Below are 15,244 nucleotides of genomic sequence, written 5' to 3'. Positions count from 1 at the left end.
GCGGGCGATGGGTTTGCGGTTTGTGTGTGGTTTCGCGACTTACACAATACCGCATTCCATCGTCCGTTTTCTTGTAAATCAACCGACTAGGCGTCGGTCAGCGTCTTAAGTAAGTGCCATTCGGGTCTGACCCCATAGGGGCGGCCTCGGCGATTTTCTCGGCGAACGTGGCACCATCGTCGGGGCATTCGAAATCGCTCAGGTCGGCTCCGGCGGGCTACCGGTCCGGTAAGCCCTGAAGAGATTGGAGATGAACGATGACATTCCCTAAATCCGTTCGCCTGGTCGAGGTCGGCCCCCGCGACGGGTTACAGAACGAGCCCGAGCCGATTGCCACCGCTACCAAGCTCGAGCTGATCGACCGCCTGGCCGCGGCCGGCGTGCGCTACATCGAGGCGACAAGCTTCGTTTCGCCCAGGTGGGTGCCGCAAATGGCCGACCATTGCGAGGTAATGCAGAACCTCTCCCGCCGCGACGGCGTCACCTACGCGGCCCTGGCCCCCAACCTCAGGGGGCTGCAAGCGGCACTGACGTGCGGTGTCGAGGAGATCGCGTTGTTCGCCGCCGCCTCCGAGACCTTCTCGCAGAAGAACATCAACTGCTCGGTGGCCGAGTCGCTCGAGCGCTTCACCCCGGTGCTGAAACGCGCGCAGTCGGCGGGCGTGCGGGTGCGTGGTTATGTCTCCTGCGTGCTCGGCTGCCCCTACGAGGGCGAGATCGCCCCCGCCAAGGTCGCCGAAGTGAGCAAGGCGCTCCATGACATGGGCTGCTACGAGGTCTCGCTGGGCGACACCATCGGCACCGGCACCCCGCTCAAGGCCAAGCGCATGCTCGAGGCCGTGGCCCGCGAGATCCCCATGGACAAGCTCGCCGCCCACTTTCACGACACCTATGGCCAGGCACTCGCCAACCTCTACGCCGTGCTGGAGGAAGGCATCGCGGTGGTCGACAGCTCCGTGGCCGGCCTCGGCGGCTGCCCCTATGCCAAAGGAGCCTCCGGCAACGTCGCCAGCGAAGACGTGGTGTATATGCTCAACGGCCTCGGCATCGAGACCGGCATCGACCTCGAGGCGCTGGCCGAGACCGGCACCTGGATCACCCGGGCCATCGGCCGGCCCAACCGCTCCAAGGTAGGTGTCGCCTTGAACAGCCGCTGAACGGCGGCTGCCCACTCTCTATAGCCACAAAGGGGCGTCGGGCAATGTGGCCAGCGAGGACGTCGTCTACCTGCTCGACGGCCTCGGCATCGAGACCGGCATCGACCTCGACGCCCTGGCCGAGACCGGCACCTGGATCACCCAGGCCATCGGCCGGCCCAACCGCTCGAAGGTCGGCGTGGCGCTGGCGGCCAAGTAATCCAGCGGTAGAAACGACAAGCCCCCGAGCCAGTCGCCTGGCTCGGGGGCTTTGTCATCACGGGCGAATGAAGGCTACGCCGTCGAGGCCGTCATCCCTGCCCTGGCGGCCCGCGCCGCGTGCAGCTTCTTGTAGCTCTCGATCAGGCGCTGGTGCTTCTCCAGGCCTTCCAGCCGCATGCTGGTCGGGGTCAGGCCGTGGAAGCGCACCTCGCCGGTCACCGAGCCCACCACCGCCTCCATGGTCTCATCGCCAAACATGCGCCTGAGGTTGCAGAGGTAGTCACCCAGCGCCAGCTCGTCATCCAGGGTGATCTCCAGCACCGCCCTCATCGCCTGGTAGAACAGGCCGCGCTCGACGGTATTGTCGTTGTACTGCAGGAACATCTCGACCCGCTCCAGCGCCTCTTCGTGCTGCTGCAGCGCCAGGTTGATCAGCAGCTTCAGCTCGAGAGTGGTGAGCTGGCCCCAGACGGTGTTCTCGTCGAACTCGATGCCGATCAGGGTGATGATGTCCGTATGGTCGTCGAGCTGGCTCTCATCGAGGCGCTCCAGCAGGTCGGCCAGTTGGTCATCGCTCAAGGCGTGGAGGTTGAGGATGTCTTCCCGGTAGTCCAGCGCCATGTTGGTGTTGTCCCAGATCAGGTCCTCCACCGGATAGACCTCGGAGTAGCCCGGCACCAGGATACGGCACACCGGCGCGCCCAGGTCATCAAAGACGGCCACATACGCCTCCTTGCCCAGCTCCTCGAGGATGCCGAACAGGCAAGCGGCCTCCTCCTCGTTGGTGCCCGAGAAGTCCCATTCGACGAACTCGACCTCCGCCTTGGCACTGAAGAAGCGCCAGGAGATCAGCCCCGAGGAATCGATGAAGTGCTCGACGAAGTTGTTGGGCTCGGAGACGGCGTGGGAGTTGAAGGTGGGCGCCATGAAGTCGTTCAGGCCCTCGAAGCTACGGCCCTGCAGCAGCTCGGTCAGGCTGCGCTCGAGGGCCACCTCGAAGCTCGGGTGCGCCCCGAAGGAGGCGAAGACGCCGCCGGTTTTCGGGTTCATCAGGGTGACGCACATGACCGGGAACTGACCGCCCAGGGAGGCGTCCTTGACCAGCACCGGGAAGCCCTGGGCCTCCAGCGCCTCGACGCCCTCCAGAATGTCGGGGTACTTCTCCAGCACCTCCAGGGGCACATCCGGCAGCGCGATCTCCTCCTCGATGATCTGCTTCTTCACCGCCCGCTCGAAGATCTCCGACAGGCACTGCACCTGGGCCTCATGCAAAGTGTTGCCGGCACTCATGCCATTGCTGAGGTAGAGGTTCTCGATCAGGTTGGAGGGGAAGTACACCGTCTCGCCGTCGGACTGGCGCACGAAGGGCAGGGAGACGATGCCGCGCGCCACCTTGCCGGAGTTGGTGTCGATGAGGTGCGAGCCGCACAGCTCGCCATCCGGATCGTAGATCGCCCGGCAGTGGTCATCGAGGATCCCCGCAGGCAGCGCGTCGTTCGGCCCCGGCTGGAACCACTCCTCGTCCGGGTAGTGAACGAAGGCGCTGCCCGCGATCTCCTCGCCGAAGAACTGGTCGTTGTAGAAGAAGTTGCAGCTCAGGCGCTCGATGAACTCGCCCAGTGCCGAGCACAGCGCGCTCTCCTTGGTGGCCCCCTTGCCATTGGTGAAGCACATCGGCGAGGCGGCATCGCGAATGTGCAGCGACCACACATGCGGCACGATATTGCGCCAGGAGGCGATCTCGATCTTCATGCCGAGATCCGACAGGATGCCCGTCATGTTGGCGATGGTCTGCTCCAGCGGCAGGTCCTTGCCCTCGATCCAGGTGCTGGCCTCCCCCTCCGGCTTGGCCATCAGCAGGGCCTGGGCATCCTCGTCGATGTTCTCCACGGTCTCGATCTGGAACTCGGGACCGGTCTGCACCACCTTCTTGACCGTGCAGCGCTCGATGGAGCGCAGGATGCCTTCCCGATCCTTGTCGGAGAGGTCCTCCGGCAGCTCGACCTGGATCCTGAAGACCTGGTTGTAGCGGTTCTCCGGATCGACGATGTTGTTCTGCGACAGGCGGATGTTCTCGGTGGGGATGCCCCGCGCGTTGCAGTAGACCCGCACGAAGTAGGCCGCACAGAGCGCCGAGGAGGCCAGGAAGTAGTCGAAGGGGCTGGGCGCGGAGCCGTCGCCCTTGTAACGGATGGGCTGATCGGTGACGACGGTGAAATCGTCAAACTTGGCCTCCAGCCGGAGGTTTTCGAGAAAATTGACTTTGATTTCCATGGGGAACGGCACCGAACGGTTGAGCGTGGGCGGCAGAGCGATGGAGGAAAACCCGCCATTATCCCGTTTTTGCCGCCGTCCGTCTCGGCCCTTGACAAAAAACTACCGACCGGCGGTCCTGACAAGGCCGGCTCTCGCGGCAACGAGCCGCGAAGGGCCTCACTCATCCACGTAGGGAATGCCCTCGGCCTCGAGAAACTCCGCCGCCGGGGAACGATGCGCATCGTGATGGGGCCGCAGACACGCACGCGCTCACCGCAGCGCGAACCGCTACCGGCTGGGCGGGGCACCTCAATTTCGTTCAATACCGCCAGCGACCGCCATCGCAGACTCAGGCCATTGCCACCCAGGAGGATGACGATGAGCCTTGCCATGATTCTGCCGATGTCGGCCTTTGCCCTGGCGGCCTCGATTTCGCCGGGTCCCGTGAACCTGGTGTGCCTGAGCAGCGGCACCCGCTATCCCCTGCCCAGGGGGCTGGTCTTCGTCACCGGCGCCACCCTGGGGTTCATCGCCCTGTTCATTGCCGTGGGGCTGGGCCTCTATTCGCTGCTGGCGGTGGTGCCGGGGCTGAACGACGCCCTGCGCTGGGCCGGGGTCGCCTTCCTGCTCTACCTGAGCGTGCGGCTGGCCCGGGATGACGGCCGGCTGCCGGCGGGCGACAGCCAGCGGGCGCCGGGCTTCCTGACCGGTGCGCTGATGCAGTGGCTCAACCCGAAGGCGTGGCTGGCCTCGGCCTCGGGCATCGGGGCCTACACCAGCGGCCACGACCTGCAGCAGGTGCTGCTGTTCGCCGCCCTCTACCTGCCCATCTGCTGGCTGTCGTTGGGCTGCTGGGTCTACGCCGGGGCCTTCCTGCGCCGCCATGTCCACCGCCCCGCGGTCCTGGTCAGCGTCAACCGGGTCCTGGCCGCCCTGCTTGCCGCCAGCTGTGTCTACCTACTGATCGAGTAGCGACCGGCGGTACTGGTGGGGCGTGGCGGCCACCAGTCGCTTGAAGGTGCGCTGGAAGTGCGGCTGGTCGCTGAAGCCGGCATTCAGCGCCACCTCGGCGATGGGCGTGCCATCTTTCAGCTCACGCTGCCCCAACTGGATGCGGCGGTTGATCAGGTAGGCATGGGGCGTGAGGCTGAAGTGCTGCTTGAAGGCGCGGATGAGATGGCCGGGGCTGTAGCCGGTGCGCTGGCACAGGGCGTCCAGCGACACCTCCTCCACCGCGTGCTCGTCCAGGTAGGCGGCCAGCTCCCGCAGGGTGGCCGGCGGCATCGGCCGCGGATGGGTCGGCTGGCCGGCCAGGTGGTGCATCAGGGCCGAAAGGTACTCGACCACCTCACTCTGCTTGTCCAGCAGGTCGCGCTGCGGGTCCAGCAGGCAGGCGGCCATCCGGCAATAACCCTGGTACCAGGCGGGTTCGGCGATCACCGCGGTGGGAATGTCCTGCCAGCGCGGCGCCTCGAGCAGGCCGGCGGCGTGGCGCAGGTGCGTCAGCCAGTCGGCATCGACGTACAGCATCAGGTAGGCCCAGGGCCGGTCGTCGATGGGGTTGCAGGCGTGTACCCAGTCCGGGTTCATCAGCACCAGGCTCCCGGCCCGGAGCCGGTACTCGTCATCGCGATAGCGAAAGGTGCTCTCCCCCGCAGTGATGGCGCCCAGCGACCACTGGGTATGGCTGTGCGGCGCATAGCAGACCTTGCGGCCGTCATCGACCTTGCGCAGCTCCACATGGGGCATGCGCGGGTCGCGCCAGAACAGGGGCTTGCTGGGGTTGGTCATGGCCGTGGTTCTCCGGTGCAAGGGGTCACCCCATGGGCGGGTCCTCGACGCTGAGCCGATGGATGCGGTAGGCGTCGCTGCTGGCCATGGCCTGCCCCTCGGGTTCGCCGCTTGGCTGCTCGACAAGTATAGCCGCGGGGCGTCAGGTGGCCCTCCCCCGGCCAGTGCCGCTCGGCCAGGCACTTTTCCGAAGACCCGCAGCGCCCGCCAGGTTTTCGCTGACAGCGAGGCTATTCGTCGACGATCACCTCGAAGCCGCCGTAGATCAGCCGCTGGCCGTCGAAGGGCATGGGGTTCACGTCGGGCTGCAGGCGGGGGTCCTCCATGACCTTGGCCATGGCCCGGTCGCGCACCTCACGGGAGGGCCAGACCAGCCAGGAGAAGACCACGGTTTCGTCCGGCTGGCACTTCACCGCCATGGGGAAGGAGGTGACCTGGCCCTCCGGCACGTCATCCCCCCAGCACTCCACCACCTTCAGGGCACCGTGCTCCTTGAACACCACCGCGGCGTCGCGGGCATGCTGGATGAACTTCTCCCGGTTGGCGGTGGGAACGGCGGCAACGAATCCATCTACATATGTCATGACTGTACTCCTTCATCTTTGGGCGGCAGTTCCCGCACCGGGCGCACCTCGATGGTGCCGAAGCGGGCGGGGGGAATCCGGCTGGCCAGCTCCAGGGCCTCGTCCATATCCCGGGCGTCGAGCAGGTAGAAGCCGGCCAACTGCTCCTTGGTCTCGGCGAAGGGGCCGTCGGAGACCAGCACCTCGCCGTTGCGCACCTGCACGCTGGTGGCGGTGCCCACCGGCTGCAGGGCCTGGCCGCCCAGGTAGTGGCCCTTGTCCGTCAGGCGCTCCACGCCGGCCAGGCACTCCTGGTTGAGGTCGTGCCACTCCTGCTCGGTCATGGCGTCGATGATGCTCTGTTGGTAATAGACCAGTGCGGCGTATTTCATCCGGCTCGCTCCTCCTTGTGTGTCGGGGTGTCCTCTGCTGGGTCGAACGGTGGGCAGAGGAATCGACACCGGGGTCGGGACTTTTCGCTCGGCCCCGTCACTGCAGGCGCAATCGCATGGCGCGAAAGCGCCGGCGGTACTGGCTCGGCGTCAGGCCCACCCGGCGCCCGAACAGGCGGCGGAAGAAGCTCGGGTCGGCATAGCCCACCTGCTCGGCCACCTCGTCGATGGGCGCGTCGCAATAGGCCCAGTGACGGTCTCGCTGGCCCAGGGCGGCGAGGGAGTGGGTACCATGTGGGGCCGCGAGCGCGCCCTGGCCTACCTCGAGGAAGCCGGCTTCCGCAACATCCGGGTCCACCAGCTCGAGCACGACATCATGAACGACTACTTCGTCTGCCGGCCCTGAGTACGACGAAGGCCACGTGCCGCCGCACGGGGCCTTCGACTATTCGTAGTGACTCCAGAACCGTAGCACCTTGACGATCCGCTCGCCCTCAAGGACCTGGTAGACCAGACGATGCTGGATATTGATTCGCCTGGAAGAGGCACCGGAAAGATCACCGACGAGCGTTTCGAAGGGAGGGGGTTTCTGGAAGGGATCTTCGGCCAGCAGGTTCAACACTTCCTGGGCCTTCGGCTTCAAACCGCTCGACGCCAGTTTCTTCGCATCCTTCTGGGCCTGCTTGGTGTAGACCAGCCGCCACGTCACCAGTCCAGCTCCTCGCTGCACTCGTCAACGGGAGTCGCCATGCCCTCGCGAATCGACTCGCGCATGCCGGGAACCGAGAGCAGAAAGAGCGTCTCCTGGATCGCCTCCCAGTCCTCCTCCGAGATCAATACCGCCTTGTTGCGTTTGCCCGAAATCAGCAAGGGCTGATGCGAACTGGCCGCCTCGTCGATCAACCGATAGAGGTTGGCGCGGGCTTCGCTGGCAGTCATGGTCGGCATGGTACACCTCCGGTTGAGCTTTCAAAATGAGCGTACGCTTTCACGCACGTACGTCAAATAGTACGACACATGCATGATCCCTGAGTTCAGTAGCCAAGGATCATCGCTGTCCGGCTTCGGCTCGCTACCAAGCCCGCAGTCGATATCGACACCACGACTCGCCGCGACGTTACACTGAAGGATAGCCAGGCCGACTGGACGGTCCTGCGATCCCCCATGGAGGCGAGATGATCAATCTGGCACGGCTTCAGCAGGCGCAGGCGCGCATCGCCGACACCCTCTCCCCCACGCCCCTGGTGCTCGACCACACCCTCACCGAGCGACTGGGGCGGCGGGTGTGGCTCAAGGGCGAGCTCTTCCAGCGCACCGGTTCCTTCAAGGCGCGCGGCGCCCTGAACTGGCTGCGCACCGCCGGCCGCGAAGCGCTCGAGGGCGGGCTCGGCGCCGTCTCCGCCGGCAACCACGCCCTGGGCCTGGCCTGGGCGGCGCGCCAGGTCGGAGTGCCGGTGACCATCGTGATGCCCGAGAACGCCAGCCCCTTCAAGGTGGAAGGCAGTCGTGAGCTCGGCGCCGAGGTGATCCTGCACGGCGACATCAACGAGGCCTGGGAGCTGATGCATCGGCTGGTCGAGGAGCACGGCCTCACCCTGGTGCACCCCTACGACGACGAGCGCATCATGGCCGGCCAGGGCACGGTGGGCCTGGAGCTGCTCGAGCAGGCCCCGGCGGCCACGGCGATCCTCTGCCCCATCGGCGGTGGCGGGCTGATCTCGGGTATCGGCGTGGCCGCCTCGAGCCTGCGCCCGGCGCTTTCGCTGATCGGCGTGGAGCCGGTCGGAGCGGCCAGCATGGCCCACGCCTGGGCCCAGGGTGGCCCGGCAAGGCTAGAGCGGGTAAGCACCTGCGCCAAGAGCCTGGCCGCCGCCATCGTCGGCGAGCACACCTATCCGCTGAGCCGGCAGAATGTCCGCGAGCTCGTCGCCGTGGACGAGGCCGCCATCCGCCGCGCCATGCACCATCTGCTCTACCAGGCCAAGCTCGCCGCCGAGCCGGGTGCCGCCGTGGGCGTGGCCGCCCTGCTGGAAGAGGCCGTGGCGCTGCCGCCGGAGGGCGATATCGTGGTGGTGATCACCGGCGGCAACCTGGGCAGCGAGGAGTTGGAGGAGTTCCTGTAACACCGCTAGCAGCCTGTCGGACTTGACCGATCGTCGCGAGAAAGACCGGCTCGCGCAGTAGATCAGCGTTAAGTCCGACAGGCTCCTGGTATGGCCCTCCTGCTCGATGCCTGCCCAGTATAGCCGCGGTGAGACAAGCGCCCGAGCGACTATAGTGACGGTGAATCCCGAGACACGGAGGGCGCCTCATGCCGGATCATCGCAACGACCCCACCCTGCCCACGCCGCTCTTCCCGGGCAGCCACATGGCGATCGACGACGACTATGTCTTCCTCTCCGGCCTGACCGCGGAGGATATCCAGGGCAGCGAGACGGTGCTCGGCGACATCCGCGAGGAAACGCGGCTGGTGATGCGACGCATCCAGCTCATGCTCGCGTCGGTGGGCTGTAGCCTGAACGATGCGGTGCGGGTCGACGTGCATATCACCGACCTCGACGAGATCCGCATGATGGATGCCGTCTATGCCGAGTTCTTCGAGGATCACCGCTACCCGGCCCGGACCTGCACCCAGTCGCCGCGCCTGTACGGCGGCGCCCATGTCGAGATCACCCTGATGGCCAGGCGCCGCCGGCAGGGCGACGGCCACGCCACCTGATTCGATGCCCCGGACCGGCCGGGGCACTCAGCCGAGGATGAAGATCACGCAGGCGGCGGTGAGTGCCCCCATCACGCCGTTGAAGATCCGCCAGGCCCGCGGGCTGTTCAGCCAGCGGCCGATGGCGGTGCCGAAGCCGGCCCACAGGGCGATACATGGCAATCCCACCAGTTCGGCAAAGCCAGCCAGCAGTAGCGCGTTCACCACGGTATCGCCGCCCGCGGGCAGGAAACCCGCCATCAGCGCCAGCCCCATCACCCAGGCCTTGGGATTGGCGAACTGGAAGGCCGCCGCCTGCCAGAAGCTGAGGGGACGCCCCTCGCCCCGCTGCCGCAGGTCGGGGGGCGGTGCCGTGGCGATGCGCCAGGCCAGGTAGAGCAGGTAGGCGCTGCCCACCAGGCGCAGCCCCGTCTGCACCAGCGGATAGCGCTCGAACACCAGCCCCAGGCCCAGGGCGATCCCGGCGAAGAGCAGGAAGCAGCCCCCGAGGATGCCGAAGATATGCGGCAGGGTACGCAGGAACCCGTAGTTGGCGCCCGAGGCGGTGAGCATCACGTTGTTGGGCCCCGGGGTGATGGTCATCGAGATCATGTAGAGGGCCGCCGGCCCGAGGAATGCCAAGGCTTCCATGTCATTGCACCCATACAATTTTGATTGAATCGATTGGAATTGCGGACATTTCTCAGCATAATGGGTGCAATATCGGCGTCAAAGGTTTTATTGTCACCATGACAATCTGGACACCGCAACTGACCGACCAGGGGCCCCGCTACCGCGGCATCGCCGAGGCCATCGCCGGCGCCATCCTCGCCGGCGACCTCGCCCCCGGCGAGCGCCTGCCGCCCCAGCGGCGCCTCGCCGACGAACTGGGGGTGACCGTCGGCACCGTGACCCGCGCCTACGCCGAGGCCGAACGCCAGGGCTGGGTCGAGGCCCGGGTCGGCAGCGGCACCTATGTGCGGGATGACACGGCGCCCGGCAGGGTCGCTTTCATGGCCGACCGCCGGGTCGAGGACGGCATGATCGACCTCAGCCTGAGCCTGCCGCCGCCCCACCCACTGCGGGCCGACGCCCTGGGCCGGGCGCTGCGCGGCATCGCCGCCGATGCCGAGCTGCTGCAGCGTGCGGTGGCGTACCAGTCCGAGCGTGGCGTGCCGGCCCATCGCGAGCAGCTGGCCGCCTGGATGACCCGCCTGGGCATGGCGACGGACCCGGCCGCCCTGCTGGTGACCCAGGGCGGCCAGCACGGCATCAGCCTGGCGCTCCAGGCGCTGACCCGCCCCGGCGAGCGCATCGCCGCCGATGCCCTCACCTACCCCGGGCTGATTGGCGCGGCCCGTCAGGCGCACCTCAAGGTGCTCGGCGTGCCGCTCACCGAGTCGGGGATGGACCTCGACGCCCTGGCCAGGCTCTGTGCCCAGCAGCCGCCGCGGCTGGTCTACGTCACGCCGGACCAGAACAATCCCACCGCAGCGGTACTGAGCGAGGCGAAGCGCGAGCGGCTGGCCGAGCTGGCCCGCCGCCACGACTTCTGGATCCTCGAGGACGGCGTCCAGTACCTGCCCGAGGCCGAACGGGGCACGCCGCTCCACCGGCTGGCGCCGGAGCGCACCCTGTTCATCTTCAGCACCTCCAAGGTGCTCGCCGGCGGCCTGCGCATCGGCACCCTCGCGGTGCCGGAGCCGCTGCAGGACCGGCTCTGCACCGCCCTGCGCGCCCAGAGCTGGATGGTGCCGCCGCTGATGGTGGAGGCGGTCTGTCGCTGGGCGGCCAGCGACGAGGGCGATCGGCTGCTGGCCTGGCAGACCGAGGAGCTCGGTGCACGTCAGCGGCTCGCCCACGAGCGACTCGCGGCCTTCTCGCCCCGCGGGCGCGACCACGGCGCCAACCTCTGGCTGCCGTTGACGGGCGAGCTGCGCAGCGCCGAATTGCTGGAGGTGCTCGAGCAGCGCGGGGTCCGCCTGAACAGCGCCGAGCCCTTCTGCGTGGGCAGCGAACCGGCGCCCCAGGCGCTGCGCCTCTGCCTCAGTGCCGCCGCCTCCCGCGAGGCCCTGGCCCGGGCGCTGGAGATCGTTGCCGAGGCCCTGCACGAGCCACCCCCGCGGCCCTGGCGAACCCTCTGACCCTGAGGAATATCCAGAAATATTTTCGGAAAATCATCAGGTTGGGAGTTGATTGCCGGCATTTGGCGGAGACTGCGGCCGCGACGACAGCGTGGTGGTGATCACCGGCGGCAACCTCGGCCGCCCCCCGTCAGGGTGATGCCGCGACACCGGTGCGGTGCCGGTGCGGCCCCCACAGGCAGGCCAGCAGCAGGATCAGCCCGGCCAGGGTGGCGATCGTGCCGGCGGCGCTCACCGAGATATCGAAGCCCAGCCAGCCGAGGCCTTGCCCCGCCAGCAGGTAGCCAAGCACCGCCGAGATCACGGCGAAGAGCTGGCTCCAGGCGATCTGGGCGCGGAGTCGATTGGTCATCAGCCGCGCCGCGGCGGCCGGGCAGATGAACATGGCGATGACGATGATCGAGCCCACCGCCTCGAAGGCGGCGATGGCCGCCACCGCCACCATGGTCACCAGCAGCAGGTCGACCAGGGCGGGATGCGCCCGGACGCTGGCGGCGAAGTCCGGGTCGAAGCTGCCGAGGATCAGCTGACGGCGGAACACCACCACGAAGGCCGCCACCACCAGCCCCACCCAGACGACCCTGGCCAGCTGCGGCGGCAGGTCCGCCAGGGCCACGGGGTCGAACAGCGCGGCCGGCCCGGTGCCGTCGAACCAGATCAGGCTCTCCAGGTTGCCGTAGAGGGCATGCTCCACGTCCAGGTGCACCCCACTGGCCTGGTGCCACTCCAGCAGCAGCACGCCCACGGCGAACAGGCTGGTGAAGGTCACGCCCATGGCCGCGCTGATCTCCACCCGGCCGAGCCGTCGGATCAGCTCGATCATCGCCACCGTGACCAGTGCCGAGGCCCCGGCCCCCAGCATCATCGCCGTTGAGGCGAGGGTGCCGGTGAGCAGGAAGCTGACCACGATGCCGGGCAATGCCACGTGGCTGATGGCATCGCCGATCAGGCTCTGGCGGCGCAGCACCAGGAAATTGCCCAGCAGCGCACAGGTCATGCTGATGACCACCGCCACCGTCAGCGGCACCAGGCTGAACATCATGAAATCGCTCATCGCCCACCCTCCGGTTTCGGCGGCAACTGGGCCTCCAGCGCCATGATCGCATCCGGCGAGAGCACCTGCGCGATGGGCGTCAAACCGGAGTGCTCCTGCTGCAGTGCATCATCCGGGTGGCGCTCGCGGTAGAGCGCCCAGAGGCGCTCCTCATGCTCGGCGTCGCGCGCGGCGGCGCGCCCCGGGAGGGTCGCCACGCCGTCGCGGCGGATATACCCCTGGCGCTGCAGCAGCTTCAGGGTCAGGTTGTCGAAGATCGATTCCTCCCGGGCCAGCGCAAGCAGGCCCTGGCGCACGTGGACCCGGCGACGGAAGCGCTGATAGGCCAGCAGCGCGGCGAGCACCCCGCGCCACGGCGAGAACAGGAAGGAGACCATGAACAGCGCAAAGGCGGCCAGCACGATCAAGGGCCCGGTCGGCAAGCCTTCCTGGACGCTGGAGAGCGTCACGCCGAGATAGCCGGCCGCCGCCCCCAGCAGCGCGGCCAGCGCCACCATGCGCAACGGACGGTCGGTCCAGAAGCGTGCGGTGACCGGCGGGATGATGGCCAGCGCCACGATCAGGATCAGCCCGGTAACCTTGAGCCCGATCACCACCACCGCCATCAGCAGCAGCAGCATCAGCAGGTCGACCCGCCCGGTGCTCACCCCCTGGGTACGGGCGAACTCCGCGTCGAAGCAGACCAGCAGGAAACTGCGACGCATCACGAAGATCGCCAGCAGCAGGCCGAGGGCACAGAGCGCGATCAACTGTGCCTCCGCGGCCAGCATGCCGGCGGTGGCACCGACCAGGTAGCCGGTCAGGCCCGCCTGGCCGGTCACCTGCATCGACTGGATGACGGTGATCAGCACCACCCCGAAGGCAAAGAACGACGAGAGGATCGCCCCGATGGCGGCATCTTCGCCGAGCCGGGTCCGCGCGCTGATCGTCTGTACCGCCCAGAGCCCCACGGCGGCACTCAAGGCGGCACCGAGCAGCAGCCCCGGCAGCCAGCGGCCGTCGCCCTGCCACAGGCCGGCGAGGATGAAGGCCAGGGCGAGCCCCGGCAGGGTCGCGTGGCTGATCGCATCGCTGACCAGCGAGCGCTTGCGCAGCAGCACGAAGCTGCCGATCATGCCCCCGGCGGCGCCGAGCAGCATGCTGCCGACGGTCACCAGGCTGGTGTTGTAGCCCAGCGTGAAGGTCAGGGCGCGCCACCAGATCTCCATCACGCGCTCCCCAGCGTCACGGGGACCTGATCGTCGACCAGACGCGCCAGCTGGACGGTACTCAGGCGACCGCCGTAGGTCGCCTGGAGGTGGCGCTCGGTGAACACCTCCTCGACGGGCCCCGCGGCGATGCGGCGCACGTTGAGCAGCAGCACCTGATCGAAGTAGTCGCGCACCGTGGCGAGGTCGTGGTGCACGCAGAGCAGGGTCCTGCCCTCCTCTCGCAGCCGCTTGAGCACCTCGACGATGGCCTTCTCGGTGGCCGCATCCACGCCGGCGAAGGGTTCGTCGAGGATGGTCAGCTCGGCCTGCTGGGTCAGCGCCCGGGCCAGGAACACCCGCTGCTGCTGACCGCCGGAGAGCTGACCGATCTGCCGCTCGGCGAAGGCCTCCATGCCGACCCGGGCCAGGCTCTCCATGGCCTGCTCGCGGTGATGCCGGCGAGTGAACTGCCACCAGCGCAGGTTGCGAAACAGCCCCATGGTGACCACGTCGATCACCGTGGCCGGGAAGTCCCAGTCGATGCTGTTGCGTTGCGGCACATAGGCGATGTGCCGCGACATCCGCTCGATGGGCTGGCCGAAGACGCGCACGTCGCCGGTCAGCCGCCGGGTGATGCCCATCGCCGCCTTGAGCAGGGTCGACTTGCCGGCACCGTTGGGTCCGACGATGGCCGTCATGCTGCCCGGCGGCGTGACGTAGTCCACCGAATAGACTACCGGACGGTGGTCATAGCTGACGGTCAGGCCCTGGACCGCCAGGGGGCTCGCCGCAACCTCCTCGCTGACCCTCGTGGCACGATTCACGGTGTCCCCCCCGCCCAGGCGAGACGTCTCAGGCGGCCTCCCTCGGGCACCTCGCCACCCAGCGCCTGGGCAATCACGGTGACATTGTGGTCGATCATGCCGAGCCAGGTGCCCTCGTAGGTTCCCCTGGCGCCCATGGCGTCGGAGAAGAGCTCGCCGCCGATGCGTACCTCGTGCCCCTTGGCCGCCGCCCCCTCGATCAGCGCACGGATGTTGCGGTCCGAGACCGATGACTCGATGAAGATGGCACCGATCCCCCGCTCCACCAGCACGTTCACCATCGACTCGATCCGCGCCAGGCCGGCCTCGCTCTCGGTGGAGAAGCCCTGGATCCCCAGCACCTCGAACCCGTAGGCCTCGCCGAAGTAGCCGAAGGCGTCGTGGGCCGTCACCAGCACGCGGGCTTCCTCCGGCACACTGGCGAGCACCTCGCGGGCATAGGCGTCCTGCGCCTCGAGCTCCTCCAGGTAGGCGTCGGCCTGCCGCGCGAAGGCCTCGGCGTGCTCGGGGGCGAGCTCGCTCAGGGCGTCGCGGATGGCCAGCACCGCGTACCGCCAGCGGCCGGGATCCATCCACACGTGGGGGTCGGACTGGTCGGGGTACACCTCATCGGCCCGGCGTGCCTTTTCCGGCACCGCCTCGCCCACGGCGAACACCGGCTTGCGCTGGCCCAGGCGGTCGAGAAACTCCTCCAGCTGCGCCTCCAGGTAGAGCCCGTTCCAGAACACCGCGTCGGCCCGTGTCATGGCGGTGACGTCGCGGCGCGTCTGGCGATAGAGGTGGGGATCGACGCCCTCGCCCATCAGGCCCTGCACCTCGACCTGCTCGCCGCCGACCTGGCGCAGGGCATCGGTGATCATGCCGGTCGTCGCCACCAGTTTCAGACGGCCGGACTCCGCCGCCGCCGGCACGGCGAACAGCCCCAGCAGCACCGTCAGGAAAAGCAACGACGGGAGACGGCGAGCAAACGACAT

General features: G+C 67.7%; 18 protein-coding genes. 6 read left to right on the top strand and 12 right to left on the bottom strand.

What is annotated here, in order from left to right; translation table 11 throughout:
• Nucleotides 1-257: 257 nt before the first annotated feature.
• Both MKP05_RS01680 and MKP05_RS01675 read left to right on the top strand, forming a co-directional pair.
• The gene (locus tag MKP05_RS01680) at nucleotides 258-1,157 is read left to right on the top strand and encodes a hydroxymethylglutaryl-CoA lyase (RefSeq protein ID WP_240566748.1); all 900 of its coding nucleotides are present in this window, start codon (nucleotides 258-260) and stop codon (nucleotides 1,155-1,157) included.
• Nucleotides 1,158-1,203: 46 nt separating this feature from the next.
• Nucleotides 1,204-1,356, top strand: coding sequence for a hypothetical protein (locus tag MKP05_RS01675; RefSeq protein ID WP_439108962.1), 153 nt, complete (start codon nucleotides 1,204-1,206; stop codon nucleotides 1,354-1,356).
• A gap of 74 nt (nucleotides 1,357-1,430) precedes the next feature.
• Here the strand turns inward: MKP05_RS01675 and MKP05_RS01670 are convergent, their stop codons facing one another.
• The gene (locus MKP05_RS01670) at nucleotides 1,431-3,632 is read right to left on the bottom strand and encodes an OsmC domain/YcaO domain-containing protein (protein ID WP_240566747.1); all 2,202 of its coding nucleotides are present in this window, start codon (nucleotides 3,630-3,632) and stop codon (nucleotides 1,431-1,433) included.
• 360 nt (nucleotides 3,633-3,992) lie between these two features.
• Here MKP05_RS01670 and MKP05_RS01665 point away from each other — a divergent pair, with 360 nt between their 5' ends.
• Complete coding sequence (locus MKP05_RS01665) at nucleotides 3,993-4,586, top strand: LysE family translocator (protein WP_110281676.1); 594 nt, start codon at nucleotides 3,993-3,995, stop codon at nucleotides 4,584-4,586.
• Here MKP05_RS01665 and MKP05_RS01660 read toward each other — a convergent pair.
• The 6 genes from MKP05_RS01660 to MKP05_RS01635 all read right to left on the bottom strand — a co-directional run bounded on the left by MKP05_RS01660 (nucleotide 4,572) and on the right by MKP05_RS01635 (nucleotide 7,308).
• Entirely contained in the window at nucleotides 4,572-5,405 is an 834-nt protein-coding gene (locus MKP05_RS01660) for an AraC family transcriptional regulator (RefSeq protein WP_240566746.1), read from the bottom strand. The two genes, MKP05_RS01665 and MKP05_RS01660, sit on opposite strands and share 15 nt — an antisense overlap.
• 230 nt (nucleotides 5,406-5,635) lie before the next feature.
• Nucleotides 5,636-5,989: a DUF1428 domain-containing protein gene (locus tag MKP05_RS01655; protein ID WP_240566745.1), complete on the bottom strand. Its 354-nt coding sequence runs from the start codon at nucleotides 5,987-5,989 to the stop codon at nucleotides 5,636-5,638.
• Complete coding sequence (locus MKP05_RS01650; protein WP_240566744.1) at nucleotides 5,986-6,360, bottom strand: YciI family protein; 375 nt, start codon at nucleotides 6,358-6,360, stop codon at nucleotides 5,986-5,988. The genes MKP05_RS01655 and MKP05_RS01650 overlap by 4 nt, the downstream gene beginning before the upstream one ends.
• 97 nt (nucleotides 6,361-6,457) lie before the next feature.
• On the bottom strand, nucleotides 6,458-6,589 hold the full coding sequence (locus MKP05_RS21700) for an AraC family transcriptional regulator (protein WP_338072336.1): 132 nt from the start codon (nucleotides 6,587-6,589) through the stop codon (nucleotides 6,458-6,460).
• 216 nt (nucleotides 6,590-6,805) lie between these two features.
• Entirely contained in the window at nucleotides 6,806-7,069 is a 264-nt protein-coding gene (locus MKP05_RS01640) for a Txe/YoeB family addiction module toxin (RefSeq protein ID WP_240566742.1), read from the bottom strand.
• Nucleotides 7,066-7,308, bottom strand: a complete 243-nt coding sequence (locus MKP05_RS01635; RefSeq protein WP_110281681.1) for a type II toxin-antitoxin system Phd/YefM family antitoxin — start codon at nucleotides 7,306-7,308, stop codon at nucleotides 7,066-7,068. Before MKP05_RS01635 ends, MKP05_RS01640 begins: the two co-directional genes overlap by 4 nt.
• Before the next feature lie 227 nt (nucleotides 7,309-7,535).
• Here MKP05_RS01635 and MKP05_RS01630 point away from each other — a divergent pair, with 227 nt between their 5' ends.
• Both MKP05_RS01630 and MKP05_RS01625 read left to right on the top strand, forming a co-directional pair.
• Complete coding sequence (locus MKP05_RS01630; RefSeq protein ID WP_240566741.1) at nucleotides 7,536-8,483, top strand: threonine ammonia-lyase; 948 nt, start codon at nucleotides 7,536-7,538, stop codon at nucleotides 8,481-8,483.
• Nucleotides 8,484-8,671: 188 nt separating this feature from the next.
• Nucleotides 8,672-9,079, top strand: coding sequence for a RidA family protein (locus MKP05_RS01625; RefSeq protein ID WP_240566740.1), 408 nt, complete (start codon nucleotides 8,672-8,674; stop codon nucleotides 9,077-9,079).
• 27 nt (nucleotides 9,080-9,106) lie between these two features.
• Here the strand turns inward: MKP05_RS01625 and MKP05_RS01620 are convergent, their stop codons facing one another.
• The gene (locus MKP05_RS01620; protein ID WP_240566739.1) at nucleotides 9,107-9,709 is read right to left on the bottom strand and encodes a LysE family translocator; all 603 of its coding nucleotides are present in this window, start codon (nucleotides 9,707-9,709) and stop codon (nucleotides 9,107-9,109) included.
• Nucleotides 9,710-9,807: 98 nt separating this feature from the next.
• Here MKP05_RS01620 and MKP05_RS01615 point away from each other — a divergent pair, with 98 nt between their 5' ends.
• Nucleotides 9,808-11,202, top strand: coding sequence for an aminotransferase-like domain-containing protein (locus MKP05_RS01615; RefSeq protein WP_240566738.1), 1,395 nt, complete (start codon nucleotides 9,808-9,810; stop codon nucleotides 11,200-11,202).
• A gap of 130 nt (nucleotides 11,203-11,332) precedes the next feature.
• Here MKP05_RS01615 and MKP05_RS01610 read toward each other — a convergent pair whose 3' ends face one another.
• Genes MKP05_RS01610 through MKP05_RS01595 form a run of 4 tightly spaced genes read right to left on the bottom strand, consistent with a single transcriptional unit; the run spans nucleotide 11,333 to nucleotide 15,244 of the window.
• The gene (locus tag MKP05_RS01610; protein ID WP_240566737.1) at nucleotides 11,333-12,256 is read right to left on the bottom strand and encodes a metal ABC transporter permease; all 924 of its coding nucleotides are present in this window, start codon (nucleotides 12,254-12,256) and stop codon (nucleotides 11,333-11,335) included.
• Nucleotides 12,253-13,464, bottom strand: coding sequence for a metal ABC transporter permease (locus MKP05_RS01605; RefSeq protein WP_240566736.1), 1,212 nt, complete (start codon nucleotides 13,462-13,464; stop codon nucleotides 12,253-12,255). Before MKP05_RS01605 ends, MKP05_RS01610 begins: the two co-directional genes overlap by 4 nt.
• Nucleotides 13,464-14,270, bottom strand: coding sequence for a metal ABC transporter ATP-binding protein (locus MKP05_RS01600; protein ID WP_240566735.1), 807 nt, complete (start codon nucleotides 14,268-14,270; stop codon nucleotides 13,464-13,466). Before MKP05_RS01600 ends, MKP05_RS01605 begins: the two co-directional genes overlap by 1 nt.
• Nucleotides 14,267-15,244, bottom strand: coding sequence for a metal ABC transporter solute-binding protein, Zn/Mn family (locus MKP05_RS01595; RefSeq protein WP_240566734.1), 978 nt, complete (start codon nucleotides 15,242-15,244; stop codon nucleotides 14,267-14,269). The genes MKP05_RS01600 and MKP05_RS01595 overlap by 4 nt, the downstream gene beginning before the upstream one ends.

Origin of the sequence: Halomonas flagellata (genome assembly GCF_022487945.1) — a bacterium.
Taxonomy (GTDB): domain Bacteria; phylum Pseudomonadota; class Gammaproteobacteria; order Pseudomonadales; family Halomonadaceae; genus Halomonas; species Halomonas flagellata.
Note: the sequence above shows the minus strand (reverse complement) of the source record. Positions and strands in the feature narration are given on the sequence as shown.

What these genes read in the sequence shown, in the direction of transcription:
- MKP05_RS01605 (WP_240566736.1), bottom strand. Translation starts at nt 13,464, where the DNA reads ATGGAGATCTGGTGGCGCGCCCTGACCTTCACGCTGGGCTACAACACC.
- MKP05_RS01660 (WP_240566746.1), bottom strand. Translation starts at nt 5,405, where the DNA reads ATGACCAACCCCAGCAAGCCCCTGTTCTGGCGCGACCCGCGCATGCCC.
- MKP05_RS01650 (WP_240566744.1), bottom strand. Translation starts at nt 6,360, where the DNA reads ATGAAATACGCCGCACTGGTCTATTACCAACAGAGCATCATCGACGCC.
- MKP05_RS01665 (WP_110281676.1), top strand. Translation starts at nt 3,993, where the DNA reads ATGAGCCTTGCCATGATTCTGCCGATGTCGGCCTTTGCCCTGGCGGCC.
- MKP05_RS01610 (WP_240566737.1), bottom strand. Translation starts at nt 12,256, where the DNA reads ATGAGCGATTTCATGATGTTCAGCCTGGTGCCGCTGACGGTGGCGGTG.
- MKP05_RS01680 (WP_240566748.1), top strand. Translation starts at nt 258, where the DNA reads ATGACATTCCCTAAATCCGTTCGCCTGGTCGAGGTCGGCCCCCGCGAC.
- MKP05_RS01635 (WP_110281681.1), bottom strand. Translation starts at nt 7,308, where the DNA reads ATGCCGACCATGACTGCCAGCGAAGCCCGCGCCAACCTCTATCGGTTG.
- MKP05_RS01630 (WP_240566741.1), top strand. Translation starts at nt 7,536, where the DNA reads ATGATCAATCTGGCACGGCTTCAGCAGGCGCAGGCGCGCATCGCCGAC.
- MKP05_RS01595 (WP_240566734.1), bottom strand. Translation starts at nt 15,244, where the DNA reads ATGTCGTTTGCTCGCCGTCTCCCGTCGTTGCTTTTCCTGACGGTGCTG.
- MKP05_RS01655 (WP_240566745.1), bottom strand. Translation starts at nt 5,989, where the DNA reads ATGACATATGTAGATGGATTCGTTGCCGCCGTTCCCACCGCCAACCGG.
- MKP05_RS01670 (WP_240566747.1), bottom strand. Translation starts at nt 3,632, where the DNA reads ATGGAAATCAAAGTCAATTTTCTCGAAAACCTCCGGCTGGAGGCCAAG.
- MKP05_RS01620 (WP_240566739.1), bottom strand. Translation starts at nt 9,709, where the DNA reads ATGGAAGCCTTGGCATTCCTCGGGCCGGCGGCCCTCTACATGATCTCG.
- MKP05_RS01625 (WP_240566740.1), top strand. Translation starts at nt 8,672, where the DNA reads ATGCCGGATCATCGCAACGACCCCACCCTGCCCACGCCGCTCTTCCCG.
- MKP05_RS01615 (WP_240566738.1), top strand. Translation starts at nt 9,808, where the DNA reads ATGACAATCTGGACACCGCAACTGACCGACCAGGGGCCCCGCTACCGC.